Raw genomic sequence first — 259 nt, forward strand, 5'->3', positions numbered from 1 at the left:
AGCGAAGCGAGCCTCGAAGGACGCACGCTCCCCGGCCTGGGCTTCCGGATCTTTTCAAACGAGCGCTGGGGCTCACAGGACCTGGCACGCCTCGTCGAAGGCGAAGCGGTGGCTGCGCCCGAATATCTGGGACGGGTCGCCCTGGCCGAGCGAGCAGATGAAGTTCGACTTATACGTCGTGCCGGCGAAGAACTCTTTGTCGACTCCGGCATTGTCGAAGCCCGACATCGGGCCGCAATCGATGCCGATCGCCCTGGCA

1 protein-coding gene is annotated in these 259 nt (G+C 64.1%); it reads right to left on the bottom strand.

The genetic code is table 11. The features are described from left to right. Window positions 1-72: 72 nt before the first annotated feature. Window positions 73-259: hypothetical protein (locus tag ACRHNM_RS17235; protein WP_431137877.1), on the bottom strand; the 187-nt coding region annotated here is incomplete at its 5' end.

Origin of the sequence: Psychroserpens mesophilus, from assembly GCF_050617655.1 — a bacterium.
GTDB lineage: Bacteria > Bacteroidota > Bacteroidia > Flavobacteriales > Flavobacteriaceae > Psychroserpens > Psychroserpens mesophilus_A.